General features: G+C 35.1%; 16 protein-coding genes, 1 tRNA gene and 1 pseudogene. 6 read left to right on the top strand and 12 right to left on the bottom strand.

Features of this window, described 5'->3' with window-relative positions; translation table 11 throughout:
* The first annotated feature begins 397 nt into the window (after positions 1–397).
* Positions 398–1,165 carry a membrane metalloprotease gene (locus B2145_RS17365; RefSeq protein ID WP_291105168.1) on the top strand — a complete coding sequence of 256 codons (768 nt, stop codon included), beginning with the start codon at positions 398–400 and terminating at the stop codon, positions 1,163–1,165.
* Between the two features lie 76 nt (positions 1,166–1,241).
* Here the strand turns inward: B2145_RS17365 and B2145_RS17360 are convergent, their stop codons facing one another.
* The 4 genes from B2145_RS17360 to B2145_RS17345 all read right to left on the bottom strand — a co-directional run bounded on the left by B2145_RS17360 (position 1,242) and on the right by B2145_RS17345 (position 5,012).
* Positions 1,242–3,755: a PAS domain S-box protein gene (locus B2145_RS17360; RefSeq protein WP_291105166.1), complete on the bottom strand. Its 2,514-nt coding sequence runs from the start codon at positions 3,753–3,755 to the stop codon at positions 1,242–1,244.
* Positions 3,752–4,441: a response regulator gene (locus B2145_RS17355; RefSeq protein ID WP_291105161.1), complete on the bottom strand. Its 690-nt coding sequence runs from the start codon at positions 4,439–4,441 to the stop codon at positions 3,752–3,754. Before B2145_RS17355 ends, B2145_RS17360 begins: the two co-directional genes overlap by 4 nt.
* A 46-nt stretch (positions 4,442–4,487) precedes the next feature.
* Positions 4,488–4,625, bottom strand: coding sequence for a hypothetical protein (locus tag B2145_RS17350; protein ID WP_291105159.1), 138 nt, complete (start codon positions 4,623–4,625; stop codon positions 4,488–4,490).
* A gap of 129 nt (positions 4,626–4,754) precedes the next feature.
* The gene (locus tag B2145_RS17345) at positions 4,755–5,012 is read right to left on the bottom strand and encodes a hypothetical protein (RefSeq protein WP_291105156.1); all 258 of its coding nucleotides are present in this window, start codon (positions 5,010–5,012) and stop codon (positions 4,755–4,757) included.
* A 581-nt stretch (positions 5,013–5,593) separates the two neighbouring features.
* On the opposite strand from B2145_RS17345, the gene B2145_RS17340 reads away from it, so the two are divergent.
* A complete protein-coding gene (locus tag B2145_RS17340) occupies positions 5,594–7,081 on the top strand; it encodes an aminotransferase class V-fold PLP-dependent enzyme (protein WP_291105154.1) in 1,488 nt (495 codons plus the stop codon).
* A 54-nt stretch (positions 7,082–7,135) separates the two neighbouring features.
* Here B2145_RS17340 and B2145_RS17335 read toward each other — a convergent pair whose 3' ends face one another.
* On the bottom strand, positions 7,136–8,005 hold the full coding sequence (locus tag B2145_RS17335) for a lysophospholipid acyltransferase family protein (protein ID WP_291105152.1): 870 nt from the start codon (positions 8,003–8,005) through the stop codon (positions 7,136–7,138).
* Between the two features lie 125 nt (positions 8,006–8,130).
* Here B2145_RS17335 and B2145_RS17330 point away from each other — a divergent pair, with 125 nt between their 5' ends.
* Positions 8,131–8,772, top strand: coding sequence for a rhomboid family intramembrane serine protease (locus tag B2145_RS17330; protein WP_291105150.1), 642 nt, complete (start codon positions 8,131–8,133; stop codon positions 8,770–8,772).
* 290 nt (positions 8,773–9,062) lie between these two features.
* On the opposite strand, the gene B2145_RS17325 is transcribed toward B2145_RS17330, so the two are convergent.
* The 6 genes and pseudogenes from B2145_RS17325 to B2145_RS17300 all read right to left on the bottom strand — a co-directional run bounded on the left by B2145_RS17325 (position 9,063) and on the right by B2145_RS17300 (position 11,969).
* Positions 9,063–9,143: transfer RNA gene (locus tag B2145_RS17325), tRNA-Tyr, on the bottom strand.
* Between the two features lie 175 nt (positions 9,144–9,318).
* Positions 9,319–9,705: pseudogene (locus tag B2145_RS17320) on the bottom strand (TlpA family protein disulfide reductase); the annotation flags it as partial.
* 18 nt (positions 9,706–9,723) lie between these two features.
* The gene (locus B2145_RS17315; protein ID WP_291105148.1) at positions 9,724–10,503 is read right to left on the bottom strand and encodes a DUF4369 domain-containing protein; all 780 of its coding nucleotides are present in this window, start codon (positions 10,501–10,503) and stop codon (positions 9,724–9,726) included.
* Positions 10,504–10,716: 213 nt separating this feature from the next.
* Positions 10,717–10,956, bottom strand: coding sequence for a hypothetical protein (locus B2145_RS17310; RefSeq protein WP_291105146.1), 240 nt, complete (start codon positions 10,954–10,956; stop codon positions 10,717–10,719).
* A 171-nt stretch (positions 10,957–11,127) separates the two neighbouring features.
* Positions 11,128–11,568, bottom strand: a complete 441-nt coding sequence (locus B2145_RS17305) for a KTSC domain-containing protein (RefSeq protein ID WP_291105143.1) — start codon at positions 11,566–11,568, stop codon at positions 11,128–11,130.
* A gap of 152 nt (positions 11,569–11,720) precedes the next feature.
* The gene (locus B2145_RS17300; RefSeq protein ID WP_291105141.1) at positions 11,721–11,969 is read right to left on the bottom strand and encodes a hypothetical protein; all 249 of its coding nucleotides are present in this window, start codon (positions 11,967–11,969) and stop codon (positions 11,721–11,723) included.
* A gap of 90 nt (positions 11,970–12,059) precedes the next feature.
* On the opposite strand from B2145_RS17300, the gene B2145_RS17295 reads away from it, so the two are divergent.
* The 3 genes from B2145_RS17295 to B2145_RS17285 are packed head-to-tail and all read left to right on the top strand — an operon-like array spanning position 12,060 to position 13,015.
* Entirely contained in the window at positions 12,060–12,602 is a 543-nt protein-coding gene (locus B2145_RS17295) for a hypothetical protein (RefSeq protein WP_291105138.1), read from the top strand.
* Positions 12,602–12,754, top strand: a complete 153-nt coding sequence (locus B2145_RS17290; RefSeq protein ID WP_291105135.1) for a hypothetical protein — start codon at positions 12,602–12,604, stop codon at positions 12,752–12,754. The genes B2145_RS17295 and B2145_RS17290 overlap by 1 nt, the downstream gene beginning before the upstream one ends.
* Before the next feature lie 9 nt (positions 12,755–12,763).
* Positions 12,764–13,015 (top strand): hypothetical protein, encoded by a 252-nt coding sequence (locus B2145_RS17285; RefSeq protein ID WP_291105133.1) that lies wholly within the window; start codon positions 12,764–12,766, stop codon positions 13,013–13,015.
* On the opposite strand, the gene B2145_RS17280 is transcribed toward B2145_RS17285, so the two are convergent.
* Complete coding sequence (locus B2145_RS17280) at positions 13,012–13,650, bottom strand: dienelactone hydrolase family protein (RefSeq protein ID WP_291105131.1); 639 nt, start codon at positions 13,648–13,650, stop codon at positions 13,012–13,014. The two genes, B2145_RS17285 and B2145_RS17280, sit on opposite strands and share 4 nt — an antisense overlap.
* Positions 13,651–13,723 lie beyond the last annotated feature (73 nt).

Raw genomic sequence — 13,723 nt, 5'->3', positions numbered from 1 at the left:
TTATTGGACTAATTTGAAATAACAAACGGTATAAAAGCAATAGCAGGAATATAAACCCACCATTTTTTTAAATAAATAACCCTTTCATAGTTTCTTCTCTGAAAGGGTTTTGTGTTTTATATCACTAACTTTTTTAATTCCAAATAGAAATTATTTAGTCACTTTCATTCAAATTAAGAAATGCCAAACTTAAAAAAGTGAAGTGCAGTTATACTAATAACTATTAATTTGAGTTTATAATATCATAATAAATGGAATTTCCTTATTAAGTTCTGATTTTAAATTTTAACTTTTTTCTATAAGAAAGTGTATTTTTCAATCCGAAGAGCATCTGTGTTCGTCTATAATGAAGCTATTTCTATTAATACTCATCAATAATACTAATTTATAGAAAAAAGTGAAAAAAACAATTGTATTACTAATAATTGGACTAGGCTTTACTGTATCCTGTTCAAATGGGGATGCCCCAAATAACAATTCGGGAACTGCAAATACTGTTAGTATGAACCAACAGTCCTTGGGAAGTTCGTCTAATGATTTGTTATCTGATAAAAAGTTTACGAGTATGGTTATCGAAGTGGCTTATGTAACTGGATATGAGCCGTCAGCAACGGCGATTAACAATTTTGTATCTTTTATAGGGGCAAGGACATTCAAACCAAATGGAATAAGTATTGTAAAAAGAGCGCTGCCTTCAACAGGAACTGCATCTTATACCAATCAGCAATTTATTGCCATTGAAGACGCTAACAGAACAAAATACAACACTTCTGATCAAATAGCGGTTTGGGTATTTTTTGCAGATGGAAAATCGGCAGGTGACACAAGTACAACGGTTATTTTAGGAGAGTCCTATAGAAACACTTCTTTTGTTATTTTCGAAAAAACCGTTCAAGGGCAAAGCAGTAGCCCAACGCAACCCAATAGAAGTTTATTGGAAACTACAGTAATCACACATGAGTTTGGACACATTCTTGGACTTGTCAATTTAGGAGCGCCCATGCAAAGTAATCATGAAGACACAGCGCATCCAAATCATTGTACTGTGCAAAGTTGCCTAATGTATTGGCTTTCAGAATCAGGAAATAGTATTACAAATTTAGGTTCTGCGCCACAACTGGACGCGCAATGTATTGCGGATCTTCGAGCAAATGGTGGAAGGTAAACCTACCTTTTTTTAAACAAAGAACTCTTTCAAAAAACATTTTTTGAAAGGGTTTTTTGTTTACAGCATAGGGTTTTTAAAAATACTTGTTTATTAGCCCCAATAGTTCATTTTTCATAATGGGTTTTGAAATAAAATCATTGCATCCTGATTCCATTGCCTCTTTTTTGTCACTATCGAAGGCATTGGCTGTTTGTGCAATAATAATCACGTTTTTATTGAATTGGCGTATTTGCCTGGTGGCTTCGTGACCATCCATATTGGGCATATTAATATCCATCATCACTAGATCGATGTCAGGATTGTTTTGGCAAGCTTCAAGAGCTTCAACTCCGTCCAGCGCTTCTATAATTTCTTTGCTAAACACTTTAATTGTTTTTGTAAGCAGCATTCTGGATATTTTGTCGTCTTCGGCAATTAATATATTCAGGTTTTTAGCATAATTATTTGCCTCATCATCCGGAACAACATTTTCAACAAGGTTTTTTTCTTCCGATTCAGTGTTGTATGGAATGGTAAAATAAAATGTTGATCCTTTTCCTTCTTCACTTTCTACCCAGATTTTGCCCCCCAATATTTCTACATACGCTTTTGAAATGGATAGTCCCAACCCTGCTCCCTGAAAAGCTCTTGTGTCAGTAACATCTGCCTGAATAAAACGGTCAAATATGGCTTGCTGCCTGTTGTCAGGAATCCCAATACCAGTGTCTTTTACGAAAAATTCAAGGTGTTTTCCCTTCAGATTATAACCAAATTCAATGCCGCCTTCATCACAGTATTTAAAGGCATTTCTAACCAGATTGGTGAGAATGGCGTACACTTTTTCCTTGTCGGTATTAATAATGGCTCTTTCATCAGGCAGCCCATTTTTACAGATAAGATTAATTCCTTTCTTTTCGGTCTGAGATTCGAAAAATGTATAAATAAATGCGGTTTGCTCATTGATATTAGAGGGCTTGATATTAACTTCTACCAGATTCGCCTCTATTTTCGAAATATCGATAATATTGTTGATGATATTGAGCATGCGTGCTCCACTTTTTTCAATGATTTGGATATATTCTTGTTGCTGTTCACCGGTAAGATTAGGTTCTTTCAAGAGATCTGCAAAACCCAGGATGCCATTCATGGGGGTGCGTATTTCGTGGCTCATATTGGCAAGAAAAGAGGATTTTAGCCGGTCGCTTTCTTCGGCACGTTCCTTTGCCTTGATTAATTCATTTTCTACCTTCTTGCGGTCGGTAATATTGCGCACAATAATTATGACTTCGTCCGTGTCGCTTATTGCCATCCGTGCATCGAAGTAACGCAAACCATCTGGCATAGGCAGCGCATACTCGAATTCCTGTATTTCGCCACTTTCCATTAGTGTATGTATTCTTCTGGTGATAAGGCTGGCAATATCAGGGGGCAAAATGTCCTCTACCCTTTGCCCGATAATCTTGTCTGGAGATACATACAAGTCGCTAGATTCTTGAGTTCGGTAATCCAGAAAGACACCGTCGCTGTTGATACGAAACACCAGGTCGGGTATCGCTTTCAGAATAGCGTGATTTCTCGAGTTGATTACGTGGAGTGCTTCTTCGTCTTTTTTGCGTTCGGTAATATCTTCAATCATGCATAAATGATGAGGATTGTATTCTTTTTCAATTTTTAATGGGGCAATTGTCATATTAATCCAAACAATGTCACCGTTTTTGTGAATATATCTTTTTTCCCTTCGGAAGCCTTCTATTTTTCCGTCATTTAAAAGATTCATGTTTTCGATGTCAAGATGTATATCATCGGGATGTGTAATTGACATCCAATCAGTAGCCGTTATTTCTCTTATTGTTCTTCCCGTAATACGGGCATAAATTGGATTAGCTTTTTTTATTTTACCCGTAAAGGAATCAATTAATGCAATTCCTAAGGGTGCTTTTGTAAACATCGTTTTAAACTGTTCTTTATTTTTTCGTAAAGTTGCAGTCCGTTCCGTTATTCGGCGTTCAAGTTCGTTGTTTAATTGATACAACTCTTCCTCCGTCTGCTTGGTGATGTCACTGACCGATGTGATAAAAAACTGCGGTTCACCGTTTGAATCTCTTTGGAGGTAAGTGGCAAAATCAGCCCATACAACTTCACCCGATTTATGGATGTATCGTTTGTGAAATTGTGCATTATTAATGGCTCCGCTAAGCATGGAAGAAATAAAATTTTGGGTAGCTTCCATGTCGCCAGGATGCGATATTTCTCTCCAATTCATTTGAGATAGCTCTTCTTTGGGATATCCGACTATTTCGCAAAAGGTGTCATTTACGGAAAGTTTTCCGTCAATGGAAGTAAGTGATTTGCCCATGGGAGAATTTTCAAACACCTTCCTGAATTTTTCTTCGCTTTCTTTTATTTTACTCTCTGCCTGCTTACGTTCAGTGATGTCCAATACTGTTCCCTCGATGTAACCTTGGTTTGTATCCAATTTCACCGATATGGAGCAGGTACGTACTTCTTTGTTTTTGGTCAAGATTTCCATCTCATAGTTTCGGAGTATGCCTGTTTCCTTAAGCGCTGCAAGCATCTCTCTTCGTGCCTCGGGATTTGCCCATGTCATTGCATAGGCATCATAAATATTTCTTCTTCGGTGTAACCGAGAATCTCGCAGAGTTTAGGGTTAATTGCTACAATGCCGGAGCCGTCTAATTTTGAGAGGTACATACCAACCTCGGCATTCTGGAACAACTCGCGGTATTTTTCCTCAGATTTTTGAAGTTCGTCCTGCGCCTCGACCAATTCTCGGTTTTTATTTCTTGCCGATTCATAGGTGGAAATAAGCAGGGACATCATTCGCTGCGGGTTTGCGGTGAAGAACCGTTTTTTGTTGTCAATAACGGTTTCAAAATTCACCTCGTCATACACTCTATTGCCTTGTTGCGACTGGATAAGTGTTTGTTCCACATAATAAATAAGGTAGTCAGGACTGTATGGCTTATTGATGAAGCTATCGGCACCGGATTCAATTCCGTTTAGCACATCATCTTTACTCGATAATGAGGTAAGCAAAATTACCGGGATGTTCCTGGTTGCTGGATTAGATTTAACCTGCCAGCATAGTTCGAAACCGTTCATTCCGGGCATTTGAATGTCACTGATGATTAAGTCCGGTTGAAAATCGTGCAACAAGCCGAGGGCAGTTTTGCCGTCTTTGGCAATCATCACCTCATAGTTACTATCTTCGAGTAAAATTTTTAGCCGTTCAGCCTGTGTTGGGCTATCTTCAGCGATTAAGATTTTAGTCATGTCCTTGTTTTTTTAAAATTCATTCGTGATTCCTGATACTATTTATTCAAATTCCTGTTAATTTCCATTTTTTCCAATTTTCAGCCAAATCATCCCATCGTTCTTCGGGGAAATGAAAAGCTGTTTTCACAGCAAAAGCACGGCTTAATCGCAGCAAAAGAGGATGTGGAAGTTTACTGTTCATTTATTGTCTCTTATATGGCTTTTTCAAGTATTTTCTCTTCTTCAAGCGAAAGAAATAGGTATAATGCATATCGTGGCTCATCGAGTGATAATACCACAATTTTTCCCTTGTTTGTATTTTGTAATTGATTCATTTGTTTTTCCTTTCAAAAATTTGATAATTTTTATTGGTGGAATTGGAACATTGAAGGGAGAATCCTCCAAGTCCTGAAATCAGTATCAGTACCGCTGCATTTGATTTTACGATCAATGTGCCCAGTCCTTTTAGAATGGTAAAATCTACTTTCCAAGTGATAAAAACAAGGAAACACGCAAGAACCGTAATTAGTGCTGATGCGGAGTCGTAAATTAATGTGGAGCGAGAAAACTTTGGTAGAATATTTTCCATAATTCCCTTTTTATTCCCAATTGTTACTTTTTATCTAGTTGTATAGTATTAATTTTTACAGGATTTCCCTGTTTCCCGGATCACTTATTAGGCTAACTTGCGGCTTGGTGGTGCCTTTATTCCATAATGTCTTTACGGAATATTCTTTTGCAGTAATTCTTGTGATTTTTTTATGAGTTTTTGTTTGGCTTTATTCTGATTATTCATAATTGTAGGTATTTGAAGATGTTTATTTGACACTTGGGATAAGCATTGGTTATAACGTCAGTTTGTGTAAAATTACAAATGTTATATAACTAACTTAATTCCAAGTAAATATAAGATATTTAACGAAAATAAATTTATTTTTTTTATAAAAACATCAAAGATTTTTTTTACAAAAACAGATTTTTTGGAACAATAAATACAATGTTGGTGTTTTTAGGTATTGTTTTAGAAGATTTTTGTACAATGAATTAAAAATGCTTAGTATATTCCTCAAGAGCTGTTTTAAGAAAGTTTCCACTCACAAATTAACTGGCTTTTCTATAATATCTCTAATAACTAAAAATGGGTATCTTTGAAATCAAATTTTGAATTCAATGACTAACAAAGAAATGCCAACCCAATTGGAACAATACTTCCAGCAATTTCGCAAGAATATCATAGGAATCGACCAAGAATTTGTTTCGCCTTATGGCAAGCAAAAAATCATTTACACAGATTGGACGGCGAGTGGCAGGTTGTATCGTCCCATCGAGGAAAAAATGATGAACGATTTTGGTCCTTTTGTTGCCAATACCCATACCGAAACTACGGTTTCGGGAACGGCAATGACAATGGCATACCACAAAGCCAGAAACATCATCAAACATCACGTAAACGCCAGTGAAGACGACGTTCTGATCACCGATGGAACAGGAATGACGGGTGTTGTGAATAAATTTCAGCGTATTCTGGGTTTGAAAATCCCCGAAAACCTCAAAGATTTCATCACCATTCCCGCCGAAAAGAAACCGGTTGTTTTTATTTCGCACATGGAACACCATTCCAACCAAACCTCGTGGCTGGAAACTATCGCTGATGTTGAGGTGATTCCGTCCTGCGAAGAAGGATTGTTCAGCATGGAAAATCTCGCTAAATTATTGGAAAAATACAAGGACAGAAGTTTCAAAATCGCTTCTATCACTTCCTGTTCGAACGTTACCGGCATTAAAACCCCTTATCACGATGTGGCCAAATTGATGCACGAAAACAACGGACTTTGCTTCGTAGATTTTGCCTGTTCTGGCCCCTACGTGGAAATCGATATGCATCCGGAAGATCCAGAAAGTTTTTTGGACGCGATATTCTTTTCGCCACACAAGTTTCTTGGCGGCCCGGGAACTTCGGGCGTATTGGTTTTTAATAAAAAATTATACCAGAATTTAATTCCCGACAATCCCGGAGGCGGAACCGTTTCTTGGACAAATCCTTGGGGCGAACACAAATACATCGACAACATTGAAGATAGGGAAGACGGAGGCACGCCAGGTTTCTTGCAAGTTATTAAAACGGCGCTGGCGATTCAGTTGAAGGAGAAAATGGGAATAGAAAACATCCTGAAAAGAGAACACGAAATAGTGGATTATGTTTTTTCGGAATTGGGAAATATCCCAAATATCAAGATCTTGTCGGCACAACATCAGGATCGATTAGGGGTGATTTCGTTTTATATAGAAGATTTGCATTTTAATTTGGGGGTGAAATTACTCAATGACAAATTCGGGATTCAAACCCGTGGCGGTTGCAGTTGTGCGGGAACTTACGGTCATTATTTATTGCATGTGAACCAAGAAGCCTCGCATCAACTTATTGACGAAATCACTCTGGGGGATTTAATCAGAAAGCCGGGCTGGATCAGAATGTCTGTTCATCCCACGACTACGAATGAAGAAATTCTGTTCGTTTGCGAAAGCATAAAAGCATTGGCGGCAAACCATAAAGAGTGGTCAAAAGACTATAATTACGATAAAGACTCCAATGAATTTATTCATAAAAACGCAAAACCATTGGAAAAAGAAATGGTGGAAGAATGGTTTAAAGCATAGATTGCCTTTCGACTTCGGGGTAACATACTGCTAACTACGACTGCAAACTACCCACTACCTCCTGTGTTTCCAGCGTTTATGCGTCCACAAATAATATTCTGGTGCTTCATGGATTTGTTGTTCCACCAATTTCAGGAATTTATCCGTGATTTCATAATTTGGAACTTCCTTGGCATTTTCAGAGAGAACTTCAAAACTGGCTTCATAATAGCCTCGTTTTACTTTTTTTACTTTCAGGAAAACCACATTCATATCATATTTTTTTGCCAACATTTCAGCACCGGTATGAACAGGAACTTCTATTCCCATAAATTTTTGCCAATGATATGCCGAAGAGAGTATAGGCGATTGATCACTTGCAAATCCATAAATAGACAGCTCTTTACTTTTGTTATTTTTAATAATAACAGGAATAGTTTCTTTAGTAGTTATAAGACTGGCTTTGAATCTTGATCGAATATTACGAACTAATTTGTCAAAATAGGGATTATTTATTTTTTTATAAATGGCAAAAGCACTAAAAGTTACGTAGGTGTTCATCGAAATTACCCATTCATAGCTCGCATAATGTGCCAGCATCATGGCAATGCTTTTTTCTTTTTCTTCTAATTTTTTATAAACTTCCAGATTGGTAAATACAAAACGTTTACTTATTTCTTTTTTTGAAATCGTCATAGTTTTTATCATCTCGAGAAATATATCGCATAAATGGTGAAATGATTTTTTCTCAATAACTAATCGTTCTTCGTCAGATAAATTAGGCAACGCCAATGCCAAATTTTCTCGAACCGTTTTTTTTCGATAACCAATTACATAATAGACGATTAGGTAAATGAAGTCAGAAAACAAATATAATAATGGGAAAGGCAATATCGAGATGCACCATAATAAGGGATAAACTAAAAGGAAAAGTATGAAACGCATTACTTAAATATTTCAACAAATGTAATTAAAAAAATCCTTTCGATTGATAGTTTGTGGCTCAGGATTTGTTTTTATAACCATAAATATTAATTAGATTTACACTTTATAAAATCACCAAATTATTTATGAACACTATTTTAATTGTAATTATTGCCGCTAATATTTTATTCAGTTTAAAAGGATTTAACGATATGGCCTTTTTCAGGAAATTCGAATTTCACATAGGAAGTATTCGTGCCGGCGATCAAATACGAATGATTACTTCGGGTTTCTTGCACGCTGATATGGGGCATTTGTTTTTTAATATGTTTACCCTTTTTATGTTTGCTCCCGTGGTAATTAACTATTTTGGAAGTGCTTCTTTTTTTTTAATTTATATGGGAAGCCTTGCTTTTGGAAGTTTACTGACTTTGTTGATGCATAAAAATGATTATAATTATAGGGCAATTGGAGCATCTGGCGCTGTAACTGGGATTTTATATTCGGCGATTTTGATTGACCCAAGCATGAGTTTATATTTGTTTTTTATTCCCATTCCCATTCCGGCTTATCTTTTTGGTATTGGTTATTTGTTGTATTCCATCTATGGGATGAAAGCCAAGAACGACAACATTGGTCATACAGCTCATTTTGGAGGTGCTATTGGAGGTTATTTGATTACACTTATAAAAGAACCAGCCATGCTTGTTGATAACACGGTTATGGTTGTGCTTTTGGCAATTCCAATCGTGATACTTTTTGTAATGTCAAAAGCGGGGAAGTTATAGAATGTTTTTAGTTACATCCAAGAGAAACTTTGGCAGCCGGAGAAATAGAAATTGTGGGTGTGAGTTTTGTTTTGGAATAGAATTAGAACAGTATTAAACGACAAAAATCCTGAAATTATCAGGATTTTTGTTTTTGTGGCATAAGGTTTCACATTTGTAGATTTCAGATAAAATTTGGTTTACAAAATGGCAGGATTATTTTCAATGATCCTTGAAGGGAAACCTTGCACAAAAATAAAAACACATTTTTAATGAAGCGGGCTTCTTAAAAATGTGTTATTTTATTTTTGTGGGGAGAGCAGGATTCGAACCTGCGAAGTTCACACAGCAGATTTACAGTCTGCCCTCGTTGGCCGCTTGAGTATCTCCCCAAAACCTCATTGTTGCTTACTTATTTGTACTAAGCGGTTGCAAATATAGAAACTGTTTTTAGGTTTCCAAATTAAATTTACACTTAATTTCCGTATTAATTGCAACGTATTGGTATTGAATAAAATAAAAAAATCTCCACTAGGGAGATTTTTTTATTAGTTCAAACTAAAAGGTTTATTTAGCCAATAGTTCAACAATTTTGGCTTTAAGTTCATCCCCTCTTAAATCTTTTGCCACTACTTTTCCTGAAGCATCAAGTATAAAAGTAGCAGGAATAGATTGCACTTCATATTGTGCAGCAATCGGTTCGTTCCAAAATTTCAAATGCGAAACATGAATCCAAGTCAATTTGTCTTTTGCAATAGCCTCTTTCCATTTTGCGGCATCTTTATCCAAAGAAACGCCAACTATATTTAGTCCTTTTGCGTGAAACGCTGCATAGATAGCCACAACGTTTGGCATTTCTGCTCTACAAGGACCACACCATGAGGCCCAAAAATCGACAATTGTTACTTTTCCCAAACTTTCCTTTAGGGTAACTATTTTGCCCTGAGGATTAGGAGCAGAAAAATCTGAACTTCATTTAGCGTCACCAACAGCGGGATGTGCAGCACCAACTGGAGGTGTTGCGCCAACTGTAGGCGTTTTTGCTTGATCAAGTTTTGATTTTATTGCTTTACCCGGTTTTGTATTTTTTAATGATTCGTCTAAGCTAGCATATAATTTTTCCGATTTTTTGATATCGGCACTTGGATCATTTAGCATTCCTTGGATAATTAAGGCGCTTATAAATGATTTAGGATGAGTTTCAGCATAGCTTGAATATTTCTTTTTAGAATCAGCACTTACCACTTCTTGAATTTTTGTAAATTCCTTCATCAATTTATTGATTACAGCAGTATCTTTAGCTTGTTGCGCTGTATTCATTGCAGGAGTGTTTTTCTTTTGGAAATCAACTAAACTCTTTTGAAGTTTCATAAGTTCTTCGTTAAACTTAACAAATTCATCATTGTTGTATGTTCCTGAAATCTTGGATTTATTGATACTATCTTTATCGATAGCAATTGTAATTTCTCCATTTTCTAAAATGAAAGGAACTTTTCCATTTACAGATTCTACTTGTAACGTATGAAAAGCAGGTTCGGTAATTTTTCCTTTTATTTCAAATTTACCATCTTTAACTTTTACGGTATCTATCGATTTCAAACCCATTCCATTTGGATCTTGTGTTTCCAGAATGATTGTTTTGCCATTTTCAATTCCTTTTGCAGTACCTGAAATGATGTATTCTCCTTTACCAACTTTATTGCAAGAAATTAATACAACTGCAGCTGAAAGTAATAAAATTAATTTTTTCATTATAAATTAGTTAATTGATTTAAGGAAGCAAAAGTATTTAAAATTATAAAATATCAACAATTTTATTCCCTAAATTTTTGTTATAGTTTAAAGTTTTTTAATTGGATGGAATGGGATAACTATAATATGTTAATTATAAGCACTTTGATAAAGTTATTTATAATAATTTAAAAAAATATAAATATGTTTAACTGCTTAAAAAATAGAAGAATTCTAGTTTATTGAGGGATCATATTTAGATTCGTATTCCTGGATACGAAATTGGGCATGCTCCATCTCATTTACCGTAATCCTGATATCCATATTAATATCCCTTAAATCTTTGTGCAAAGTTGCACTTGAAGAATCAGATTCCAGTTTGAAATTTATTTCCGCTTTTTGTTTTTCTAAAATTTCGAAAGTTTCTTTTGCCTTTTTATATTGCGATTTGTATAAGCTGCAAGGATCTGTCATAATGAAAATTTTAAAAAATTATAGGTAGGCTAAAGTACTCAAAATAAATTAATTAGACAATACTTTTTCTGTTGATTTTTTGTTTTTATTATAGGGATAACGCTAAAATAGACAAATAAAAAAAAGCATCCCGCAATGTGGGATGCTTTTATATATTTATCCAAAAAAAAATTAATCTTGGTTGATTGTTTTTCTCCAAGTAAAAGAATTTAAAATGTGTCTTTTTGCAAATCTTCCCGGCGATTCAGCATTTACCATTTTTACGTAAGTTGCTTTGGGTACACTGATGTATTCGTAAACACTACCATTAGAAAAATTGATGATTAATCGACCTTCAACGAATTTATAATCAGAAATTGTTGAAGTTGCAATTGTTTCCGTGTATTCCGGCAAATTTTGTTTGACAGTTTCAGGATTGATACTTACCAAAAAGTGATAGGCCTCAATAATCTTTTTACTGTTTTCTTCGGCATCCTTCAAACCAGCATCATTTCCCTGAAATTTATCAGGATGTGCTTCTTTCATCGCATTGCGGTAAATGGTTTTTAAATCTTTTAGCTCTGCAGTTTTGTCTACATTTAGCAGCTTTCGGTATTCAACTATTTTTTTCATAAATAAGGTAACTACTTGTCTTTTAATATGAAACCAATATAATTTGATTTCAAAATCGACAATTTTTTGCAAAGGTACACTTTTTTTTAAGTTTTTACTTTATGGCAAAAAAAATATTGAGAAATGTACATCATACCGTCCACGTTATTAAGCTATTGTTGCGGTTTATTATTTGCTTTATCAAAATTCTTGGATTTTTTTGGATATTTATTGTAGCTAATATCGCTTGGATTTTCAATTACGGATTTTATGGTAATCCAATCACCAATAGTATGATTGGTTATTGCCATTTTATAATCCAACAGATATTCGCCACAAAAAAAGTTGTTGTTTTCATCCTTTTCCATTATTCCGGTATAAACGCCCTTTTGCAACATTTTTTCTTGTGAAGACTTGGTCATAATCAATTTATTTTAAAAAATTTAGTGTGCAAAGTTAATCAATTATTATTTGTCTTGTGAAATTCTTGACTTTCTGATTATCTTTGTTTAATGGAAAAAACATTTCGACCCAATCCAAATTCTTTTAAAAACACCTTTTGTGTTTTCCAAGAAGAACTTTTGCTGAAAATAGAAAAATTGCCGGTACAATATGAAAGCAAATCGGGGAGCCGTTACTATTACACTGAAAAAGGGATGTATCGATTGTCAAACCATTGGGGGCGTTTGGCTAACAGCAAGTGGAGGTTGGAGCCTATGGAACCGGAAACAACGCCTAAAACTAAACTAGGTTTTGCTTCTTGGAATGATTTTTATCCTGATAATGCAGTGGACGAACTGTATTATATTGAAGCAAAATACGAATTGAAAACCGTCAATTATCAACATCGGAATAATCCTAAATATGATAATAAAGAGATATTAAGAACCAGTTTTGAAACCACAAAGAGAATAAAACAAATCCGAAACCTGTTTAATCTAACATCTTGGGCTAAACATTTTGACTATGAAGATTTGGATGTTTTACGTCAACAAATAATAGACGAATTAATTTTCACCAATAAATCATTGGACGAAATAAAAAGAGAAATATAATGGGAAGGAACAACGAAAGAAACATCAAAAAACACAACGACAAACTTCATAAAGAGCAGGATAAAGTCAAAAATGCCAAAATCCTCCGCAAGGAAAAATTGAAACAAATTGTGAAAAAATTCAACGAGAATAACACTTCAGGAGATTCTTAAAAACAAGATATGGAAAACGATAAGTTTAGTGCTTTAAAAAAAGAAGTGCAAGAAATAATTGACTTGATTGCTGGTAAAAAAAATAAGGAAGCCAACAATAAACTGGTTGTGGTGAGTGAAATTCTCGACGAATTACTTGATTTTTCGGAGGATGATGAAGACTTGATGGAAATCAGTCATTATCAAGTTTTATTGAATCAATTGCACCAGAAATTAAACACTTCGACAGATGATTCAATGGAAGGTGAGGATCAGTTTTAGTCGATTATTAAATACTTTTTATACCATAAAATTGCCAGTTGAGCCACTTCCATCAATTTGCCTGACTCTTCAAATAAATGTGTCGCACCGGAAATTATTTCCATTTCTTTTACTGATTTCAATTGATCAAAAGCCTGCTTATTCATTTGTATCACCGGTACATCCAGCTGGCCAACGATTAACAATGTTGGAGCCGTTACCAAAGGCAATGCATTTAATGCCAGATCCGGACGTCCTCCACGGGATACCACGGCTTTTATGTTTTTTCCAAAATAAGCTGCAGCCCTTAGTGCCGATGCCGCTCCCGTACTGGCTCCAAAATAAGCTAACGGCAAATCTTCCGCTGCTTTATATTTTATAAGCCACTCAGTAGTTTCTATTAATCTACTTACCAATAAATCAATATCAAACCTGTTTTCGTAAATTCTGTCTTCTTCCTCTGTTAATAAATCAAATAGGAGCGTGCCTATGCCGTGTCGCTGAATCAGCTCGGCTACCAATTTATTTCTTGGACTGAGCCTGCTGCTGCCACTTCCATGAGAAAAAACAACAATTCCAATCGCACCCTCAGGTATTATTAAATCGCCTTTTAACGTCACGGAAGATAGGGGAATATCTATTTCTAATCTTTTCATAATTGACATTTTTTAAAAAACATTATTTCTGATAAAGTAATACCATTCGCTAATATGTTTTAGTCCAATCGTT

The sequence above is a fragment of the Flavobacterium sp. UBA5153 genome (assembly GCA_002413745.1).
GTDB lineage: Bacteria > Bacteroidota > Bacteroidia > Flavobacteriales > Flavobacteriaceae > Flavobacterium.
This window is presented reverse-complemented; position numbering and strand designations above follow the sequence as displayed.